This is a genomic window from Halomonas litopenaei (genome assembly GCF_003045775.1).
Classification (GTDB): Bacteria; Pseudomonadota; Gammaproteobacteria; order Pseudomonadales; family Halomonadaceae; genus Halomonas; species Halomonas litopenaei.
This window is the reverse complement of sequence record NZ_PXNS01000005.1, coordinates 602,885-622,139: the sequence shown is the minus strand read 5'-3', so window position 1 is coordinate 622,139 and position 19,255 is coordinate 602,885. Positions and strand designations below refer to the sequence as shown.

General features: G+C 56.6%; 16 protein-coding genes, 1 tRNA gene and 1 pseudogene. 10 read left to right on the top strand and 8 right to left on the bottom strand.

The features are described 5' to 3' along the window. Window positions 1-156: 156 nt before the first annotated feature. The 4 genes from dcm (at window position 157) to C6W88_RS11500 (ending at window position 4,852) form a co-directional block, all read left to right on the top strand. The gene (dcm, locus tag C6W88_RS11515; protein WP_108132533.1) at window positions 157-1,599 is read left to right on the top strand and encodes a DNA (cytosine-5-)-methyltransferase; all 1,443 of its coding nucleotides are present in this window, start codon (window positions 157-159) and stop codon (window positions 1,597-1,599) included. A gap of 90 nt (window positions 1,600-1,689) precedes the next feature. Beyond that, the gene (locus tag C6W88_RS11510) at window positions 1,690-2,910 is read left to right on the top strand and encodes a type II restriction endonuclease (RefSeq protein WP_108132532.1); all 1,221 of its coding nucleotides are present in this window, start codon (window positions 1,690-1,692) and stop codon (window positions 2,908-2,910) included. Between the two features lie 11 nt (window positions 2,911-2,921). Then, a complete protein-coding gene (locus C6W88_RS11505) occupies window positions 2,922-3,389 on the top strand; it encodes a very short patch repair endonuclease (protein ID WP_108132531.1) in 468 nt (155 codons plus the stop codon). Between the two features lie 83 nt (window positions 3,390-3,472). Next, the gene (locus tag C6W88_RS11500; protein ID WP_108132530.1) at window positions 3,473-4,852 is read left to right on the top strand and encodes a type II restriction endonuclease; all 1,380 of its coding nucleotides are present in this window, start codon (window positions 3,473-3,475) and stop codon (window positions 4,850-4,852) included. A gap of 727 nt (window positions 4,853-5,579) precedes the next feature. Here C6W88_RS11500 and radC read toward each other — a convergent pair. From radC to C6W88_RS11470, 6 genes are all read right to left on the bottom strand, one after another. Beyond that, window positions 5,580-6,077, bottom strand: a complete 498-nt coding sequence (gene radC / locus C6W88_RS11495; RefSeq protein ID WP_108132529.1) for a RadC family protein — start codon at window positions 6,075-6,077, stop codon at window positions 5,580-5,582. Window positions 6,078-6,086: 9 nt separating this feature from the next. Continuing rightward, window positions 6,087-6,698, bottom strand: coding sequence for a lambda exonuclease family protein (locus tag C6W88_RS11490; RefSeq protein ID WP_108132528.1), 612 nt, complete (start codon window positions 6,696-6,698; stop codon window positions 6,087-6,089). Between the two features lie 80 nt (window positions 6,699-6,778). Then, the gene (locus C6W88_RS11485; RefSeq protein ID WP_231498619.1) at window positions 6,779-7,525 is read right to left on the bottom strand and encodes an ERF family protein; all 747 of its coding nucleotides are present in this window, start codon (window positions 7,523-7,525) and stop codon (window positions 6,779-6,781) included. A 16-nt stretch (window positions 7,526-7,541) separates the two neighbouring features. Further along, window positions 7,542-7,727 (bottom strand): hypothetical protein, encoded by a 186-nt coding sequence (locus C6W88_RS11480; protein ID WP_108132527.1) that lies wholly within the window; start codon window positions 7,725-7,727, stop codon window positions 7,542-7,544. A 137-nt stretch (window positions 7,728-7,864) separates the two neighbouring features. Continuing rightward, window positions 7,865-8,833: a TIGR03299 family phage/plasmid-derived protein gene (locus tag C6W88_RS11475; protein WP_108132526.1), complete on the bottom strand. Its 969-nt coding sequence runs from the start codon at window positions 8,831-8,833 to the stop codon at window positions 7,865-7,867. A gap of 119 nt (window positions 8,834-8,952) precedes the next feature. Next, on the bottom strand, window positions 8,953-9,282 hold the full coding sequence (locus C6W88_RS11470) for a hypothetical protein (RefSeq protein WP_108132525.1): 330 nt from the start codon (window positions 9,280-9,282) through the stop codon (window positions 8,953-8,955). A gap of 747 nt (window positions 9,283-10,029) precedes the next feature. Between C6W88_RS11470 and C6W88_RS11465 the strand changes: the two genes are divergently transcribed. The 5 genes and pseudogenes from C6W88_RS11465 to C6W88_RS11445 all read left to right on the top strand — a co-directional run bounded on the left by C6W88_RS11465 (window position 10,030) and on the right by C6W88_RS11445 (window position 14,980). Further along, window positions 10,030-10,959: a YagK/YfjJ domain-containing protein gene (locus C6W88_RS11465; RefSeq protein ID WP_108132524.1), complete on the top strand. Its 930-nt coding sequence runs from the start codon at window positions 10,030-10,032 to the stop codon at window positions 10,957-10,959. A gap of 295 nt (window positions 10,960-11,254) precedes the next feature. Then, complete coding sequence (locus C6W88_RS11460) at window positions 11,255-12,613, top strand: YfjI family protein (protein ID WP_231498618.1); 1,359 nt, start codon at window positions 11,255-11,257, stop codon at window positions 12,611-12,613. Between the two features lie 271 nt (window positions 12,614-12,884). Then, entirely contained in the window at window positions 12,885-13,649 is a 765-nt protein-coding gene (locus C6W88_RS11455) for a helix-turn-helix domain-containing protein (RefSeq protein WP_108132522.1), read from the top strand. Window positions 13,650-13,793: 144 nt separating this feature from the next. After that, window positions 13,794-13,931 (top strand): annotated as a pseudogene (locus C6W88_RS22080) (helix-turn-helix domain-containing protein); the annotation flags it as partial. A 50-nt stretch (window positions 13,932-13,981) separates the two neighbouring features. Then, window positions 13,982-14,980 carry a tyrosine-type recombinase/integrase gene (locus C6W88_RS11445; RefSeq protein WP_231498617.1) on the top strand — a complete coding sequence of 333 codons (999 nt, stop codon included), beginning with the start codon at window positions 13,982-13,984 and terminating at the stop codon, window positions 14,978-14,980. A gap of 39 nt (window positions 14,981-15,019) precedes the next feature. Here the strand turns inward: C6W88_RS11445 and C6W88_RS11440 are convergent. Both C6W88_RS11440 and C6W88_RS11435 read right to left on the bottom strand, forming a co-directional pair. After that, window positions 15,020-15,096: transfer RNA gene (locus C6W88_RS11440), tRNA-Ile, on the bottom strand. Window positions 15,097-15,506: 410 nt separating this feature from the next. Continuing rightward, window positions 15,507-16,547 carry a hypothetical protein gene (locus C6W88_RS11435; RefSeq protein WP_108132519.1) on the bottom strand — a complete coding sequence of 347 codons (1,041 nt, stop codon included), beginning with the start codon at window positions 16,545-16,547 and terminating at the stop codon, window positions 15,507-15,509. A 417-nt stretch (window positions 16,548-16,964) separates the two neighbouring features. Between C6W88_RS11435 and C6W88_RS11430 the strand changes: the two genes are divergently transcribed. After that, window positions 16,965-19,070, top strand: coding sequence for a TonB-dependent receptor (locus C6W88_RS11430; RefSeq protein ID WP_231498616.1), 2,106 nt, complete (start codon window positions 16,965-16,967; stop codon window positions 19,068-19,070). Window positions 19,071-19,255: the final 185 nt, after the last annotated feature.

Here is a 19,255-nt window from a genome sequence, read left to right as displayed (position 1 = left end):
ACCATCTGAGGGTGGTATCAGATTGATGGGGTGAAGGTGCCCCATCAACCATTAAATCCGTATACCCCAAAAAATCTCGTCAGGTCCTGGCGCAGAGCCATCCAAAGGGAATACAATTTAGACATTCCGTCACAGATATGACCCAGAGGAAGCCACATGTCCCTGTTCCCGGACCTCGATAAGCAGGACGCAGCCGACCCAACGGCCCACACGTCCCACTACGACCTGCTGGATGACCGTCAGCTGCTGGAGCGGGTGCTCGAGATCTACGACCAGGGCACTGTCGCTGCTGCCCTGCGGGAGGTAGACGACCGCTGGTGTCGCGAAACCCTGAACCGCACGATCAAGGGCCGGGCGAAGCAGAGGATCACCCGTAACGAGGCACGCCGCCTGATCGCCATGCTGCCGAAGGCCCCCCGCCATCAGGGCCGTGCCGCTTTCACCTTCATTGACCTTTTCGCCGGCATCGGCGGGATTCGTCAGGGGTTCGAGTCGATCGGCGGCGAGTGCGTCTTCACCTCGGAGTGGGACAAGTACGCAGTTCGCACCTACAAGGCCAACCACTACTGCGACCCGGCAACACACCGATTCAACCGCGACATTCGCGATATCACCCTGTCGGCACGCACCGACGTGGATGAGGAAACGGCCTACAAACATATTCACAGGGAGATCCCGAACCACGACGTTCTGCTCGCCGGCTTCCCCTGCCAGCCTTTCTCACTCGCCGGTGTTTCCAAGAAGAACTCGCTGGGCCGCAAGCACGGGTTTGAATGCGATGCCCAGGGCACCCTGTTCTTCGACGTTGCGCGGATCATCGCTGCCAAGCGGCCACCGGCGTTCATGCTCGAGAACGTCAAGAACCTCAAGAGCCACGACAGGGGCAAAACCTTCCGCGTGATTTGCGAGGCACTGGACGAGCTCGGCTATGATGTGGCCGACGTGGAAGCCCCGAAGGGACAGGATCCCAAGGTCATCGATGCTCGGCACTTCGTGCCCCAGCACCGTGAGCGCATCGTGCTGGTCGGCTTCCGCCGGGACCTGAACGTGCACCAGGGCTTCACCCTGCGGGATCTCGGGAAGGTCTACCCGAAGCATCGCCCCTCCTTCAGCGATCTGCTGGATGACGACGTCGACGACAAGTACATCCTAACGCCCAAGCTGTGGGAATACCTGTACCGCTACGCCCAGAAGCATCGCGAAAAGGGCAACGGCTTCGGATTCGGCCTCACCGGCCCGAACGACGTTGCGCGCACCCTTTCGGCCCGCTACCACAAGGACGGCTCGGAGATCCTGGTCGACCGCGGTTTTGATGATCTAAAGCCCTTCGACTCACCGGAAAACCTGCGCAACCGCCCCCGCCGCCTGACCCCTCAGGAGTGCGCACGCCTGATGGGCTTCGACGCACCCGGCGAAAGCCGCTTCGTCATACCGGTCTCGGACACCCAGGCCTACCGCCAGTTCGGAAACTCGGTCGTCGTCCCCGTGTTCGAGGCTGTCGCCGAACTGATGAAGCCCCGCATCATCGAGGCGCGTCGCAAGCTCAGGGAAATGGAGCAGTCAGAGCAGCAGCAACCCGAACTGCAGCTTGCCATTTAGGGCCACGTTACCGCAGCATGGCGTTACTCTATCCGAGATGAGGGCGGCCACTGGCCGTCTTCTTCGTTTTCGTTGTGTTATGGAACGGCCATGTCATCTCTCAGTCACCATTTTGCCGGGATCTCCATCAAGCGTCTGAGCGCCGTCGAAACAGAGCGGCACACCTCAAATCAGCACGAATTCAACGGCACCAACGCCATGAAGAGCTATCTGGGAGTGGACCGGAGAATCTTTCCCGCTGCATTCATCTATCTTGGCGAGGCCGAGGAAGACCGCCTTGCACTGGATGATCAGGTAACCTGGTACGACGCACGGGAGCGTCATCCTTCACGAAGCGAACATAGGCTCTACTTTCGCGATAACGAGGTAATGCAGAAGGCTGCCGAGGGCGACACGCTGATCAGCGCGCTTCGCCACGACGGCACAATGCTGCTTTTGATCCTCAGTGAGGAAAGCCCTGACCGAGGCGACATCCTTTGGTTGTTCGGGATGTCGAAGGTGCCGGGCAAGAGCTTCACCACGATCGACACTGATAAGGTCACTCCGCAGTCCAATGCCCTTTTCAACTACGTGGCAGAGAGTGCCGGGCTTGAAGTCGAGGAGGAGGCCTCCGACACCTGGCTGGAGCTCATGCTCGACCGCTTCGGCCCCAGATTTCCGAAAACGCGCGAACTCTCGGGACTGGCACTGGAAACGCTTGGGCAGGATATCAACGCAATCGAGATTCCGGATGAAACACTGGTCAGGCTGATCGACCGTGAAGAGACGCTGTTCCGGCAACTGGAAAGCCACATAGTCAGCGCTCAACTCAGGGGCAAGGCCGAGACCTGGGCGAACAATGTCGATGAATTCATGCAGTTCTCGCTTGGCGTCCACAACCGTCGAAAGTCCCGGGCAGGTCACGCGCTGGAGAATCATCTCGAATGGATCTTTCTCGAAAACGGTGTGGATCACCAGCGAGGGGCCCAAACCGAAAACCGATCAAGGCCGGACTTTCTTTTTCCCGGCGCCGAGAAATACCAGGATCCGGACTGGCCTGATGCTAGGTTGACGATGCTTGGCGTCAAGACCACTTGCAAGGATCGCTGGCGACAGGTGCTGAATGAAGCACGGAGGATCCCCGAGAAGCATCTTCTTACCCTGCAACCTGGGATATCGGAGCATCAAACCACGGAAATGAAGCAGGCAAGCCTGACCCTTGTCCTGCCTCGGAGACTGCATGAAACCTATTCCACGACGCAAACGGGCAACCTGATGGACGTTTCCGAACTCATTACCCTATTGCGAGAGCGTCAGACACTCCAGCTATAGCAGGGGGTTAGTTGAACGACATCGTCGACCCACAGACTCGGTCGCGGATGATGTCCGCGATCAAGGGCAAGAATACCAACCCCGAGCTTGCCGTACGTCGCTACCTGCACGCCCGGGGCTTCCGCTATCGTCTGCACCGCGCGGGCCTGCCGGGAAAGCCGGACCTCGTCCTGCCAAAATATCGACTCGCGATCTTCGTTCACGGCTGCTTTTGGCATCGTCACGCGGGCTGCTTCTACGCAACCTCCCCTGCCACTCGAAAAAATTTCTGGCGTGAAAAACTAGATGGCAATGTCGCTCGTGACAAGCGCCAACAGACGGCCTTGACTGACGCAGGCTGGCGTGTGCTGGTGATATGGGAATGTGGTTTAAAACATAACTCCAGTGAAGCATCCCAAATCGATGATTTGATTATGGGCGAAGACTCCTGGACAGAGTGGCCAAAAAAACCTCCCAAAACTCGGCCGAAAAAAACATGAATACGCAAAGCACATCAAGAAACTGCTGAAGCGAACAACTGTAGCTTAACCAGAAAAGAAGATTCAACAATCAAAGAGAGAAAATGAAAAATAACCCAGAGCTCGATATTGAAAAACCATCTGAAGATGCCGATGTTTTATTGCAATTCCTCGACAGGGCCAGCCAAGTATTTGTCAAAAAGCTTGAGAATAATGATAGAGACTGGTCTTATGACCAAACCAAACATCAGAATGGCGTATACATCCCGCACGCACAGCGTGACAGTGGCTTCTTTCCGACATTGACATTAAAAGAGCGAGAGGATGGGAAAACCAATGAGATATGGGAGGCCTATTTTTTAACATACTGGCCGCAATTCGAAAAAGGATATAGAAAAAGTCGTCTCGTAAATTATCGAAGCAAGAGTGAAGAGACTCATCTGACGAGGATTCCCAAGTCAGCTTTTTCAGAACTGTTACCCGCTTCATTCCTGCTTATAGGCTGTATCCAGCTCGCCGACGAGACGGTTTTTGAGTGCCTTACTCTGGATTCGGCTAGCGAAGAAACTGCCCTTCTCTCTGATATTTTTAACCTCGACCCTGATTTCAAAGTCGGCATCTTCAGGCCTGAAGAAAAAAAGTCAGAAGAAACTGCGCGAATCATGGATTTCGCCGAAGAGGTTATTTCAGCCTGGGAAGACGGCGCCATTGCAAGGTTCGCAGCAGAAAATTCTGTCATGCCAACAAGTTATGAGATAGCTTTTCGTGCAAGACAGGTTTTCATGAAAAGACATGGATTGGTAAACATTAGTCCATTTTCCATGGATTCTCCCGGAGACGCTCTTCGAGAAATTAGCCGAAAGATTGAGTGGGGTATTTTTCGCGAATTTCAACGTCGCGAACGCTCTGTGGAGCTTATCCGAATAGTCATGGGCGACGAGCCAATCAAAATAAGGACTTCAGACATTATACGCAAACTGATTGACGAACTGCCCGCTATTGATGCGTTAATGCTCTCGGCTAGTCAGCAGCGTAAATCTCGTGCCGGTTATTCATACGAGCACCATATCGAGGCAATGCTAGGCGATGGAAAAGTTCCATTCGAAAAGCAGGTTATTCTCGCCTCAAAAAAACGTCCTGACTTTATTTTGCCCTCACTCGAATTCATCGACAGCAAAAAAGAAGGATCGGAAACAGGCTTGATCCTTAGTGCAAAAACGACTCTGCGCGAGCGCTGGAAGCAGGTCGAACGCGAAATGGAGGGCCGCCGCCTGTTTCTTACCACAGTCGACGAGAACATTGCCAGCAATACTATCGAAGATATGGCTTCATTCGGCGTGCATTTAGTGATTCCAGAAAGCCTAAGAAAATCAAAAGAAACCGAGTACGAGGGGCACGAAAACGTCCTCAGTTTCCGGGAATTCTGTGATGAAACCCTTACTCCGAACCTAAAAACTTGGATTAAAACTGGTTCATCGCATTGACAATAAAGCCGGTACGAAGATTGGCATTATGCAGCAGGAATTCTGGCAGTTTGCGTTCAGCATAAAAAATGTATGATAACCGGTGCCGCCCAAAAGGCAGCACCGGTTTTATGCCGTGGCTAGTAATCACGGGTGTGGGTGAGTCTAGGTCAGAAGGCATGTGATTTTAAAATTCGTATTCATGCGAAGCTATCAAAAAAGGCGTTAATCCACGGGTTGTATCAGTAACCGGAATGCAACATTGACCTATCAGGTATCGTGCTGCCATGATCCGTTGCCACATGTAGGGTCCCGGATGATGGAGCTTCTTCAGAGAATCATCCGGGAAAAGATGTGCGGGCTTATAAATGTCACTATTAGAGTGACGTTAATTCATCTACATGCTGGAGGAAGATTCAAAACTGGGAGGGTAGGTTAGTCGTCTGAGCCTACGTATGCGTATCTATCGTAGTTCGACCGTATAAAATTCTCGATAAGCCTGATCTGCTCCTCAGTCAGCTCATCATCAGGAACATACTCAAACCCTAATGCTCTCTTCGCTTCTTGCCATACATCCGGGTGAACCTCGACCACGCTGCTTCTCCTTGAGTTGATTGGTGAGAAAAACAACGAATTTGAAGGAACTCATCGAGAAATTCAACGAAGCTGCTTGATAATGGCAAAAAAATTTAGATGATATGCCGGCGCTGCCCAAAAGGGCAGCGCCGGTGAATGTCGTGATACGCTTTCAGAGAAACCCCAGCTCCGCGAATGAAGCACACCCGTCACTCCCGACCACGATGTGATCGATGACCCGGATTTCCATCATTCCTAGCGCTTCCTTCAGGCGCTGGGTAATCCGTCGATCAGCATCGCTGGGCTCGGGGTCGCCCGATGGATGGTTGTGGACCAGAATCATCGCAGCGGCGTTGCAGGCCAAAGCCTGCTTGACCACTTCGCGCGGGTAGACGCTGGCCGAGTCGATGGTACCGCGAAACAGTTCCTCGAAGCAGATCACCCGATGCTGACTGTCTAGGAACACGGCGCTGAAAACCTCGTGCTCGACGTCCTGCAGCAGGATCTGCAGGTACTCGAAGGCCAGCGCCGGCTGGGTGATCTTGCGCCCCCTGGCCAGCCGGCGACGGGCAAAGGCTTTGGCGATGCTCAAGAGCTCCGCTTCGGTCACCGTGTCGGTGATGCGATAGGTGCCGGCGTTCTCGCCGGCGCTAAGCTTGCGGTGGTACATGTTCTCTCCTCATGCCGCCATGACCATGGTCAGGCGACGCTCCAGTTCCTCGTGGAACGCCTCGACACGCTCGGCGATGGTGCGGATCAATGCATCGTCGCGGTAGGCCCGCTTCACGAACAACGGCATGCCCGGCCAGTAGCTGACGAAGTCGATCCACTCCCGCTCGCTGACCCACAACCCGCCCTGACACTGGGCGACGTGCTCCGAGGGGATCTCACCGGCGAGCAGCACCTCGATCTGGTATCGGGGCAGCTTGGTCTTGATCTCGGCCAGGCCGCGGCTGTCCACCAGACAGTCCGGCGAATAGCCGACGCCGTGGTTGAGAATCAGGCCCACCTGCTTTAGGTGTGGCAGCCCCGTGGCTTCCTGATAAAGCTCGCGGGCCATGGGTTCCAGTTCATGACCCCGCTGGGTATGGGCGTTGCCCTGAAAGGCATCGGCCGGCTCGCCGGTGATGCGTTCGCCAATCAGTTGATGCATGTAGCTCAGGGCCCCGGTGCCGAAACCGCCGGGTCCCTTACCCTTGACCAGCAATGTCTTGAGCTCGGACATGGTGATGATGCCGAGGCGCGCGGCCTGCCACTCGGGCGTGCCCTGTTCCATGGTCAGGATCTGCATGACATTCTCCTTCTTGGGTTATTCGTCGGGATTTCGCCGAGACGGCATAGATGGCGAGGGGCGGTCCCCTCGTTGGCCGGTCAGTGCTGTCGAGGATTGGGCTGGGCCCGCTTGTGCAGGGAAGCCCGCAGCTTGTCGAAGTCGCTGCGTGGCACTCGCTCGGCCTGGCCGTACTTGCCGATGAACCATTCCTGGGTGGCCGGCGGGCAGGCGGTAATCAGCTGTTGGAGCTGGCCGGCCTGGAAGGGTGTGACCAGCTTGACCGGGGCGGCGGTCTGGCCATTGTCGTCCTGGCCCCGGGTGGTGATGTTGAGCAAGGCACAGAGCACGTAGCGCTTGCCGTAGCTGGTCGAGGAACCGAAGGCCTGCACGGCGTTCTTGTTGCCGCTGCCATCGGCCGGCAGCAGCATGCTGGTCTCCTCGCGATGACCGTCCTGGTGCATCAGTACCCCAGTCACCTGAATGCCGCGTTCCTGGGTCTGAATGCGGAAGCTCACCGCAAAGCCGTGCTTTTTCATTATCGGGCGCACGGTATCGACGATATCCTCCAGGGTGGCGTAGTGACCGTTGTTGGTCTTGCCACGCTCGACGATGCTGGGTAGTTCGGTCTGCATGGCCGCCATGGCGGCGCTGTAGGCCATCAGCGCCTGGCGATCCAGCACACGCTCCTGCATTTGCAGGAGCCTCTCAAGTTTGTCGATATCGACATCCGGATTGAGCGCAGCGCGCTCGATCACTTGGATGATCGCGGTGCTGTCGGGTTGAGACTGGGTAACGACCGGGATCGGCTCGATCGCTGTCTGTCGGGTCTTAGGGGTGGTAGCCATGGTGATATCTCCCGATTCATTCATAGGCGTTGATGACGTCGCGCACCTGCTCCAGCGGTACCGGGGTCAGTTCGACGGTGACGCGATAGATCCGGCCGCGAGCCAGTACGTGGGTCCGGGCCTCCTGGCGCTCGCTCTCGAGCAGTTGTCGGGCCAGCTGGGTTAGCGACTGGCACAGTACAAAGGGCAATGACGAAGACATGAGTGACACTCCAAACAGAAACGCCCGGCCCTGAGGAGGCCGGGCGCTATGCCGTGATGGGTCAGGGGTGAAAGGGCTGACGGGGATAGAGGAAACAGGGACGACTTGAAGGACCGTTGCGCCGGGGACGCCTGGCGTTAGGCGACCAGCGCAAGCGCCGACGCAAGGGCCTTGTCTTTGAGGTTGGCGCCCTGGCCGAACCACGCAGAATCCATGCGGTAGTCGTTGCTGCGGGCGCGTTTCTCGTGGTCGACATACTCGGTGACGGCGTTGAGCAGGCCCCAGGCGGTGTCCCTGGCGGTACACAGATCGGCGCCCCGGCCCTCGCCGTGATAGAGCTTCTGGACGCGATTAAGCGCACGGTAGTTGGGCAGCCTGGACGGATCGTCCAGCGGTTCCTCGGCATTGCAGATCACCGCCTGGAAATACGCCCTGGCCTCATCCCGGCTGATCTTGCGCTCGGCGAGGGCCTTCATGCGGACCATGAAATCGTCCCACTGGGAGACCGAGATACCCAACTGCTGCTTGACGCGCCGGGCATCGAACTCAGTGCTGTGCGGCACCCTCACCCCCTGGGTCATGCCATCCACGGCGATGGTCAGGGTGTTGTTGCACACCACGCGGACCGTGGTCGGTGTGGCCACGGTGGCCAGCGAGCCATCGCAGGACGTGGCCAGCAGCAGGTAGCCGTTGACCGCATCCTGGCCCTTGAGTGAGGTGCTCAGGCCGCTACGCGCCAGTGCCCAGAACTTGCGTCCACCCTTGAGGACCCCGGCGGTCTCGAGCTCGTAGCCGGCGGATTCGGTGAGGTCGCGATAGAACTCCATCACCTCCGCCGGCTGGACCACCTTGTAGCGTTGGGAAACCACCGACAGCGGTGCCTGGGTGTCGGAACGATAGAGTACCTTCTGCTCGGGGAAGGCATGGATGCTGCCCAGGTGAGACGTCGAATTGGCGACGAAGCGTACCGGGGCTTCTTCGATCCGCCAGTCCATGCCGGCCTGCTGCTGCCAGATCTCGAGGGGCTGGTGGCGCGACAACTGCTGCCCCAGCCCGTGCCAGGGGGTATCGCCGACGTAGGCCATGCGTTCGATCTGATGGGCCATGGGAATGACTCCTGTGTGAGGGTGATGAATACGGCATAACGACCCGCCGCCGGCGAGGCCGCGGGCCATGGGAAGAGAAAGCGAGGGAACAGCGGGCTAGCGCGAGGAGCGCTTGGAAGTTACGGGGTGGATCGGAAGGTGTGGCGGCAGGCCAGGCACTCGTGGTTGTCGAGCACCCGGGCATCGAGTTCATTACCCAAGCGGGCACCGGTTATCCCGCCGGCAGTGCCGCCGACCAGTCCCCCAAAGACGGCCCCGGTGAGGCTGCCGAGGGCCAGACCGACCGGCCCGGCCCAGGCACTGACCAGGGCGCCAGTCTCGGCCCCGCTCAGGGCCCCGGCAACGCCACCGGCAGACCCCGCTGCCATGCCGATGCCGGCCCCGGTCTTTCGCCCCCGATGCAAGGGACGCGTGCGCAGCGAGCCGCAGCTCGGACACGTGATCGTCATGCTGACCTCCTGATTACGGAAAAGACGCGTCGAGATAGTCATTGCTTCCCGACTTCAGGGAGGTAATACGTGGCTGAAAATTTTTTAAATTTAATCGGGAACGAATTCTTGAGATGACGCAGGGATAGCGATGAATGCCCTTCCCACTAGGGCAACACTGCGTAAAACAGGCACTATCCGAATCGCTGACAGCCAAATTCCTGCGCTGCCGTATTTTTTCACCACCAGGGTTAATGACATGAGACGGCGTCAGAGGCGAGTCACGAACATAATTGCGAGCCTGGTTGGCTCGCGTTATTTAGAGCAATCCGAGTGGGATAACTTTTTACAGCAGCAGGCGCGCCAATCGCTTGGCCACACTAACGTTTATTAATTGAAAGATGAGGTGAATCATAGCCAGGGAAATAATCCAACTCCGGTAAACGGTAGTATGGTGTCCTAGACACCTAGATGTTGCTTGTCTTATATAGCACCCAAAGCAAACCCAACCAACTTATAAAATAATAGTACTTATTGAAACATAGGCAACCCTACCCAAGGGTTGCCTGAGTGTTATTAGATCATACAACCTGCTATTAAAACCTCGCCCAGGACTACCATCTATACCTGGTATTCGATTCATTAAACTGCCGACTCGTCTACACGTTATCTAGCCCTGCTTAACAAGGCTTAGGGACCATATTGCTGTTTAGATGTGAGCTTATATCCCAACGACCCTTCTCTCAATCCCTTAGCGGAGACAAACCCATGTCCATGAACCCGAATTCCATCTTTTATCTTTACCCCAAGCGACATCCCCTGCGCAAGCACCTAACTTGCCACTGGGCCAACACTTACCGTGGCTACCATGTTAAGCAAGATCGTAAAAAAGGACCTTTGGTATTGAATTATTTAAATGAGGCGTTTGCGCTTATTAAATATCTACAGTCAAAGTACTATCATACTTTTGGCTTTCGGGTAGATCTGCATACTCCTGAGAAAATGACTGACCCGCTGAAATACGATCATAACGGCTTAATACGAAAATTCCAAGATCGATTACAAGCGGAGTTAAATCGAGCGAGCGGTAAGCGTTCAGCCAAACTGCATGCGATCTGGGCGAGAGAGAAACTGGACCGAGTATGGATGAAGCGCAAGCGTCGACGGGGCGATAAGATCCTTGACCCTGACAAGGCCAAGCCCCATTACCATGTCCTCATTCTAGTCAACGGTGATGCCTTCAGACACTTGGGGAGCTACAAACCGACGCCTGAAAGCGATGGTCAGTACCTGAGCAACACAATGGCGCACCGCGTGATACGGGCTTGGGCTTTCGCCCTGGGCAATCGTGCTCATTCCGAAATGCCTGGATTGGTCGAGTTCTGTAAGCAACGCCGATTTAAGGACATCCCGGCCAAGGATGGAAAACCGGCCAAGAAGATTATTATCAAAAAAGTCGTACCCTTCCATATCTACCGCAAGGATGGTCCAGAAGGCTTGGTCGAGATCATGTACGCGGTCAGTTACCTGTGCAAAGCCTACTCGAAGGATCTGAGCCCGGGCACTCGTTGTTTTCAAACCACCCAGTTTTCCCCAGATGCCGCACATGCGGTTTGGATGTTTGAAAATGAAAAGGACTACTACGGCAAGCCTTACGCCTTGCGCCAAGGGCTCGATTGGGAAGCAGGCGCCGATTGAACCACCCAGCATGCGGTTTCGCCATGCATGCTGCTCAGTCATCTTCTGAGGCAACAGCAGCCCTGCTGGTCCTTGGTTCACGACCGCATATCTAAAATTATGATGAATGTACTTGATGTTAAACGCGAAATCCGCGAATATTCGCACTTTTCGCAACACACAAAAACTTTAAGATATGCAAAAATACGATGCAGCCGTCCCATTTGAATTTCCCTTACTTAGTGACAAGTGGCCCCGGCTCAGCGCGTCATCCAGGTTACAAAGCGCCGTTGACGAAGTGGCCAATGAGCTGCAGGTGAGCCCTGAAATGGCCCTAACGACAGCGCTTGGGGCGCTTTCTGTCGCCTGCCAAGCCGGTTATATGGTCAAGATGCCGAACCGGAATGTGATCCACCCTGTCTCGCTGATGCTGCTGACGGTGGCTGAGTCCGGCGTCCGCAAGACCGCCTTGGAATCAAAATTTTTCAAGAGCATTCGCGATTTTCAAAAAAAGCAAGAAAACGAAAATAAAAAGCGTCTGCGTAAGCATGAATTCGAGCATGAAGTATGGAGCACCAAACGCCAGACATTGCTTTCTGTATTACGCAAGGCCGTAAGAAGAGGGGAGGACTGCGAACAAATTGAAATGCGACTTAGGAACATGGAAGACGAAAAACCCGAGCTTGCTAAAACTATTAATTTGCTTCATGAAGACACCTCGATACAGGCGCTTCTGAACTCGATGCACGATCATTATCCCGTTGCTTGCTTAGTTTCCAGCGAGGCGGATGAGATCCTTAATGGCCTGGCCATGCAAAGCACCAGTGCGATCAATGCACTGTGGAGCGGTAGTGATGTTACGGTGGGGCGTAGTAGCCGGACAAGTTTTACCATTACGGAGGGACGCCTGACCGCAGCCCTGATGACACAGAAAAGCTCCGTTGAGCATTACCTGGAAAGACGCGGGAAACGAGCTCGCGGATCAGGACTATTAGCCCGTTTTTTAACGGTCTACCCTCGCTCTTTTATAGGTTATCGGGATTCTAGCGAGGGAAAATCCGAAAAAACCCCATACTGTGACGCGTTTAACCTCCGCGTTCATGATCTGCTACTTAAAACGCTTCGTGAGGATGGCTTAAAACTATCCAAGACACAAGTTATCGAGTTTTTACCAGAAGTGACTGAAGAGTGGAACTTGACCGAAAAGTTCATTGAACATCAATGTCGTGTGAATGGCATTTATGAGCTAGCCACGGACCATGCCGGCAAGCTAATGGAAAACATGGACCGCGTCGCGGCTCTTATTCATCTTTGTGAAAACGACAGCGACCGCATTACAAAAGAAACTTTTATCAGCGCCCGAGATATATGCATGCATTACTCCATGCATTTTCTTGAATATCTAGTGCCCGAGACACAGGCGCAGAAAGATGCTAAGAAATTATACGATAAGATGTATGCTTACCAAGATCAATATAATAGCATTTTTGGAACCAGCTGGATGCTCCGCTACAGCCACCTCACTCGCGACCGCCTGGACGAAGCGTTGGCGATACTTGAAAAAAATAAATATGTAGAACGCTTCCAAAACAACCATTATCGATTTTATCCCGACAAAGTCGGAGAAAAGCCAAGACTCAATCCCGGATTCTATAGAAGCATGCGACCTCAATGACTAAATGCAACACTTGGCCATAGTTTAGAAACGTTCATCGACACAGTTGGCCGCCGGTGTCGCATTGACATTCATATAGACACCGACGCCCTCACCACCTGTGTGGTGTTCATCCGGGCCTCCTGGAAAGCTTGGTTGATTCGCATCTTCAGTCTCCCGGTAGGCTCCGGAAGAATCACTTTCCGAGAGATCACCTCTAGACTTACACCATCTTACCCTATACATTTACGTATAAGCAAATTTGAAGGCTAACGTGCATAGGCTGTCCCATATGAATGATGACGCTTCCATCGGCTCACGGCTACGAAGGCTTATGGAAGAGCAAGAGCTCGGTGAAAACGAGCTTGCTCGTCGAACAGGGGTCCCCCAGCCAACCATTCATCGCATTCTCAAGGGGGCTAGCAAGTCTCCTAGGATTTCTAATTTAGAAAAGCTGGCCAATGCCTTAGGCACCACTGCCAGCTATCTCGCTCATGGTGATGTGCTACCTCAGCGCGCTGGTCTGAACGAGGTTTCGAACCATGATTCAACGGCCTCCATGTCTGGCCCATCAGGCTTACCGTTTCCAAATGTTCTAGCCACTGTGGCCACAGCGGGCGTGCACAGATTGGCAAAAGCAAAGCCAGCTCCCCCCACCTACCACTATCCCCTACTTCGCTGGACACAGGCAGCAGCTATTCTCCAGTCCTACAGCGCTGCGGAATCAGTTGATCTGCGAGTTGAACCCAGTGGCTTCCAGACTAAAGGCACAGGCTTCTGGCTTGAGGTAAAGGGCGATGCCATGGCTGCCCCAACCGGGGTGGCACCCAGCCTGCCAGAGGGAACCATGGTGCTTTTCGACTCTGACGAGCCCGCCATACCTGGAAAACTAGTCCTTGCCACGATTCCGGACAGCCAAGGTGCCACGTTCCGTAAGCTCATCGAGGAAAGCGGGCAGCGGTATCTGAAACCTCTCAATCCATCTTATCCTTTGATTTTATTGGATAAAACCTCAGAAATTATTGCAGTTGCCCTCGAAGCCAGAACCCGCCTTTAAGAGCAGCCTAACTTCCCACCGCCTACTCGGCGAGCTTATACGACCATATTAATACGAAAACGCATTGACGAAATAATACGTTTGCGTATTATTGGCTCAACACCAAGTTTTTCTTTCGGGGTAGTGCTAAGGGGAGGGGCAACTATGGGGGAGAGTCTACTCCGTCCGGAGCAGGTCGCACGCCAGCTGGGTATGAGCCTGAGCTGGGTATATGGGCACAAGCACGAAATTGGCTTTATCCAATTCGGGAGCGCGGTGCGCTTTGATAGGGAGGCGGTTGAAGGGTACGCTCAGAAATGCAGGCGCGATCCTCAACCCAAAGAGGATCGACTATGGGATACACAGTCTCGCAAAGGAAAGATCGCGGCACGTGGGTCGTACGCTGCACCGTCAACGGCCAGCGTACTCAGCGAACTTTTCGCACAGAGGGAGAAGCAAAGCAGTATGCCCTGAAGGCGGAGGCTCAGCGGCAAGAAGATGAGTTCAACGGCGTCATGGGGCGTAAGCAAAAGTACACCTTTTCCGAGGGGCTGCAGCGGATGGTCAGCGAATACGATGTACGCTCGCAGAAGCAACACATCTTGCTGGTGGCGAGGTGGATGGACGAGCATGCTCCCGGCGTAATCATCGGACAGGAACTGCTGGACGCGGCGCGCAGAATGCAGAAGGCTCTCAAGGAGAAGGGACTGGCGCAGTCGACTATCAACAACCGCATACAGGTCGTCAAGCGGGTACTCTCGCTGTCGTACCGCGAATGGGACTGGATCGACCTACCGCTGGACGGCAAGCTCCGCAAGCCATCGCCGAAGAACGAGCGCCATGTCTACCTAACCGAGATGGAGCTTGCCGAATTGCTTGAAGCAGTACCGAAGCGCTACAAGGTCGAGCGGAAGGTGATCTTGCTGGCGATGCTGACGGGCATGAGGCGTGGGGAACTGATGGGGCTGGAGCCGGGCAACGTCTACAACGGCCGCATCGTGCTCAGGCCCAACCAGACGAAAAGTGGGAAGCCTAGAATTATACCCTTGACAGAGGAAGCCCTACCGCTCGTGCTTGGTTTGCCGTTCGATACGACCGGAGACAGAGTGCGTGGCGCTTTCGAGAAAGCCAGGGAGAGGATTGGCCGCCCTGATATCCGCTTTCACGACTTGCGGCACTGTTATGCCTCGTTGCTGGCCAGCAAGGGGGAGGCGCTGACGAGCATAAGGGATCTGCTCGGTCATTCGTCACTGACGGTGACTAGCCGCTATGCGCATGCCGATCCGGCAAGGTGGGAAAGCGTGGTGGCCAAGTTGCCGCGTATCGGCAACCAAACCGCAACCACACATTGATGGAAAGTGACTCTTGGTCACGTAACCACTTGATTTCATTGGTGGGCCCAGCTGGACTCGAACCAGCGACCAAGGGATTATGAGTCCCCTGCTCTAACCAACTGAGCTATAGGCCCTTATCAGCGCGGGCGTATGATAGCGAAAGCTGCGGCCGTAGGCTAGCGGGTTTCGGGTGGACGCTTGCCACTAGTCAGTATGGCGGCTTTCGAGGCGCTTTAGCTGTGCCCTTCCTGGCACTTTCTCGCCTTACAGCCCTTCTCGAATCATCGCTCTGGCGCCTCGAGAACCGGTTTTGACGGCTGGGTGTACCGCTGGCGTACCCGCAGCGCCCACACGTTGCCCCCTCCTCCTCACGCACTCTTTCCCTCCACACGCTCCCTCTTTCCGCGCCCCTTCTCACGCGCAATCAATCGCTATCGCTACTTGTCACTCTCTATCCCTCTTTACTCCACTCCAGGGCTATCCAGTCTCCGTCTCCCCATCCTGGTTCGATGTGGCGTTGTGCCGTGCCTGAACCGCTTCGTGCCTACTGCACCAGTCCGAGGATGGTGTAGGGGGCTTCGCAGCAGCGGCGTTCGTCGCGTTCGCTGACGCTGTGCAGGTCGTAGTTGCGGTCGTTGTCGTAGGCGACGAACAGCCGCTCGCGGTCGAGCACGGCGAGGCCTTCGGCCTTGTGTTCGAACTCGAGCACCTTGTCGTTCTCGTCGCGTACCAGGGTGGGTGCCCTGCCCTGGCGGAAGTCGTGCAGCGACATCACCCACAGATAGCCGCCGATGAGCTCGTCGTCGCCCTCTTCGGTCTCGAAGCTGGTCAGCAGGTAGAGCTGGCCGTGGTAGGGGTCGTACTCGAGGCTCGACAGGCCACAGATGTGCTCCACGCCGTCGTAGTCGCCGGGGTCGAAGCTGAAGACGTCGTGCAGGGCGTCGACGAACTCCAGGTTGTCGTCGTCGTTGATGATGTAGTGGGCACCGATGACCCGGCGCACGTAGTCGAAGTCATCGTGGGCATTGCCCTGCTCGCGGATGCCGAACAGCAAAAGGCCATCGCCACGCTCCCCGGGGATCGCGGCCAGACCCTCGATCTTGTAGTAGGGCTCGCCTACGGCGGCGTCCATCTTGCGCCGGAATTCGAGCGAGCCTTCCACACCGTCACGGGGGTCGGGGTCCACCACCTGGACCCGGTCAGGCTCGTGAAGTGGCCAGATCAGCAGGTGGTTGTAGGCGTTGAGTTCGTGGGTCTCGTCGTCGATGCGATCGAAACCGGTGGTGGCGATCATGTGGCGCCCATCGGTGGTCAGGGCGAAGTCTTCATACTTCACCGCTTCCTTGATGGTCTGCTGGGTCAGGTAGTCGATGCGGCTGTCGTCGGGACCATCGGCGGTCAACGGCAGGCTGAAGGCGGCAGAACGCTCGTGGCCGGGGATCGGCTTGTCGCTGGCCATCAACAGTCGCTCGCCGTCGTAGGCCACCGCGGAAATCTCGGCGTTGACCAGCTCGCCCTGGTCGTCACGCAGGCCGGGAGGAAAGCAGTGGATCGTGCCCTGCTTGAGGATCTTTACTCGTGCCATCAGGCCTCCTGATCGTCGCGCGGTAGATGCATCCAGCCTACGCCTTGTGCCTCTGATCGGCGAGGGGGTGAGCTTGACTTGCACAAATCATGAATTTTAATACGAACGCTTCGCATTATTTTCACAATTCGCTATATTGCTTGCCGCTGCCGAAGCTGCATATCTGCCCCACGGCCAACACGCAGCTCCCTCGGCAGGTGGCGCGAGACGGGCCGCCAGAAGCCCGATCCGCACTGTCCCATCGGCTCGTCTCGGCAAGCCGGTCAACATCAGCCAAGCGATCATTCCATGCCTTCCCAGATTTCGACTCAGCTCCACACACGCCCGCGTCCCCTTACTACTGCGCCAATCACCGGCGTCACGTCATATGGCGGCCCTCCCTCGTCAGCGTCACTGTCCCTCGGTGCAGGCCTTTTGTTGCTGGCCGCTGCTCCGTCGCTTAGCTGGGCGCAGGCGGTTGGCGTCGATCAGCCAGGCACCGACGAGGCAGCCGTCCAGTCCCAGGAGACCATGGTGGTGGTCGGCTCGCGCACGCCGAAGTCGATCAGCGAGATTCCCGGTGCGGTGTGGGTGGTGGATCAGCAGCAGCTGGAGACCCAGATTGCGACGGGCGCGGACCTCAAGACCGCGCTGGGCCGGTTGGTACCGGGGCTGGATCTTGCGCCCCAGGGACGCACCAACTATGGCCAGAACATGCGTGGCCGCAGCGTGCAGGTGCTGATCGACGGCGTCTCGTTGAACAGCTCCCGGGGCCTGTCGCGCCAGTTCGACGCCATCGACCCGTTCAACATCGAGCGCGTCGAGGTGCTGTCCGGCGCAAGCAGTCTTTATGGCGGTGGCGCCACCGGCGGCATCATCAATATCGTGACGAAGAAAGGTGACGGTCCCGGTCGCCACTTTTCCACCGCGACGAGCGTCACCAGCGGCTTCAATGACAGTGACGACGCCGACTTCCGCCTGGCCCAGTCGATCAGTGGCGGCAGCGAGCGTGTCCAGGGACGTCTGGCGGTGGCCTATCAGGACAATGGACGCTTCTATGACGGGCGTGGCGACGAGATCTTCCCGGACATCGCCCAGACCGACCTGCAGGACAATCGCTCCATCGACATCATGGGCAGCGTCGATCTGGCACTCAGCGCCGAGCAGACGCTGACGCTTGGCGCTCAGCTATACCGCTCGGCCTATGAGGGTGACCGTGGGCTCTACTTCCCCAACCTGGCGCTAGGCAATCTGGAAGGCGCCGAGATCCGCGACGGCTATTCGTCGGATCGCGATCCCGAGACGGATCGTCGCATGGTCAACCTGCAGTACCACCACGCCGACCTGCTGGGTCAGGACTTCTACCTGCAGGCGTTCTATCGCGAGGAAGAGGCAAGCTTCAACGCCTTCCCCTACGCCACCACTCAGGGCGTCGAATTCCGCGCCTCCAAGCAGGACACCGACCTGGGTGGTATCAAGGCGCTGTTCGATGCCGAGCTGGGCGAGCGCGTCTCGCTGACCTATGGCCTCGACATGGACCGTGAGTCCTTCGACGCCGACCAGATGTACTTCGACATCGCCACCTCGAATGCCAGTGGCGGTCTCACCCAGGAAGAGCGCGAGATCGGCCCGCGCTATCCAAGCTACGAGGTCGACGGCTACGCCGGCTTCGCCCAGGGCGACTGGCGGGTCACCGACGGCCTGACCCTGTCAGCAGGTGTGCGCCAGCAGCACATGGACGTCGAGGTCGATGACTTCAACGGCGTACCGGGTGGCGAGAATGACTATGACGCCACCCTGGTCAACGCAAGCGCCCTCTACGATTACGGCAACGGTCATCAGAACTGGATCCAGTTCAGCCAGGGCTTTGAGCTGCCGGACCCGGCCAAGTACTACGGCAAGAGCGCCGATGTCAGCGTCGACGACAACCCGCTGGACGCCATCAAGACAGACCAGGTGGAACTCGGCTGGCGCTTCAATGACGCCGACTGGAGCACCCAGGCGGCGATCTACTACGCCTGGTCCGACAAGGCGGTGGAAAATGCCGAAGACCTGTCGGTCAGCGTGGTCGAGGAAAACAAGCGCGACTACGGCCTGGAGGCGGCGGTGACCCGCTTCCTGGACGGCGGCTTCGAGGTCGGCGGCACCCTGCATCTGGTGCGCTCGGAGCAGGAAGACGAGAACGGCAGCTGGGAAAAGCGTGACGCCCGCTATGCGTCGCTGTCCTCCGCCACCGCCTTCGTCGGTTGGCAGGACATGGCGGCAGGACGCAGCGCCCGGCTGCAGGCCAACCATGCCCATAACCTGGAAGATGACGATGACCGTCAGATCGACGGCTACACCACGGTGGACATGGCGCTGGCCCAGGATATCGATATCGGCCGTCTGACGCTGGGTATCGACAACCTGCTCGACGAGGAATATTCCACCGTCTGGGGACAGCGAGCGGCAATGTTCTACTCGCCCTACTATGGTCCGGAGTACCTGTACGACTATCAGGGTCGGGGACGGACCTTCACCCTTGGCTGGACCATGGACTTCTAATATTCATCCAGGGAATTCCCATCCCCACCAAGCGCCGGGCCATTTCAGGTCCGGCGCTTATGGTTTCAGGCTGGTGGCATCGCTCACCTGGCGCGACGACTTCGGGTAGTATTCCTCTCTCCTCTCATTTGATAATGAATTGCATTTGCTTTTGCATCATGGCATGCTCTTGGCCCTCCGCATTT

Excerpts from the sequence above, each read along its gene's own strand:
- C6W88_RS11510 (WP_108132532.1), top strand. The coding sequence starts at position 1,690 with ATGTCATCTCTCAGTCACCATTTTGCCGGGATCTCCATCAAGCGTCTG.
- C6W88_RS11435 (WP_108132519.1), bottom strand. The coding sequence starts at position 16,547 with ATGGCACGAGTAAAGATCCTCAAGCAGGGCACGATCCACTGCTTTCCT.
- C6W88_RS11445 (WP_231498617.1), top strand. The coding sequence starts at position 13,982 with ATGGGATACACAGTCTCGCAAAGGAAAGATCGCGGCACGTGGGTCGTA.
- C6W88_RS11470 (WP_108132525.1), bottom strand. The coding sequence starts at position 9,282 with ATGACGATCACGTGTCCGAGCTGCGGCTCGCTGCGCACGCGTCCCTTG.
- C6W88_RS11480 (WP_108132527.1), bottom strand. The coding sequence starts at position 7,727 with ATGTCTTCGTCATTGCCCTTTGTACTGTGCCAGTCGCTAACCCAGCTG.
- C6W88_RS11500 (WP_108132530.1), top strand. The coding sequence starts at position 3,473 with ATGAAAAATAACCCAGAGCTCGATATTGAAAAACCATCTGAAGATGCC.
- radC (WP_108132529.1), bottom strand. The coding sequence starts at position 6,077 with ATGTACCACCGCAAGCTTAGCGCCGGCGAGAACGCCGGCACCTATCGC.
- C6W88_RS11465 (WP_108132524.1), top strand. The coding sequence starts at position 10,030 with ATGTCCATGAACCCGAATTCCATCTTTTATCTTTACCCCAAGCGACAT.
- dcm (WP_108132533.1), top strand. The coding sequence starts at position 157 with ATGTCCCTGTTCCCGGACCTCGATAAGCAGGACGCAGCCGACCCAACG.
- C6W88_RS11485 (WP_231498619.1), bottom strand. The coding sequence starts at position 7,525 with ATGGCTACCACCCCTAAGACCCGACAGACAGCGATCGAGCCGATCCCG.
- C6W88_RS11455 (WP_108132522.1), top strand. The coding sequence starts at position 12,885 with ATGAATGATGACGCTTCCATCGGCTCACGGCTACGAAGGCTTATGGAA.
- C6W88_RS11490 (WP_108132528.1), bottom strand. The coding sequence starts at position 6,698 with ATGCAGATCCTGACCATGGAACAGGGCACGCCCGAGTGGCAGGCCGCG.
- C6W88_RS11475 (WP_108132526.1), bottom strand. The coding sequence starts at position 8,833 with ATGGCCCATCAGATCGAACGCATGGCCTACGTCGGCGATACCCCCTGG.